We start from the raw sequence: 264 nt of genomic DNA on the forward strand, positions 1-264 counted from the left end.
TCGAGACCCTGGCGCTGCAGGAGCGCGACGAGGCGCTGCGCCGGCTGGAACCCCGTGTCGCCGCCGTGCGCCGCGCCAGCACCGAGGGCGCGCGGGAGGCGCGCGACGCCGAGCGGCAGCTGAACGACCTACTGCGTGAGCGCGAGCGGCTCATCCAGGACAACGAGACCGCCTATGAGCGCTACCAGCGCCGGCTGGAGCGGCTCGGCGACCTGGTGCAGCGCGCCGAGCGCGCCGGCCGGCCGATCCCGGAGGAGACGATCG

At 75.8% G+C, this 264-nt stretch carries 1 pseudogene; it reads left to right on the forward strand.

Annotation, left to right across the window (positions count from 1 at the left end):
• Positions 1 to 264: pseudogene (locus ACI6QG_RS19785) on the forward strand (tape measure protein); the annotation flags it as partial.

The organism is Sabulicella flocculans, from assembly GCF_045449635.1.
GTDB lineage: Bacteria > Pseudomonadota > Alphaproteobacteria > Acetobacterales > Acetobacteraceae > Roseococcus.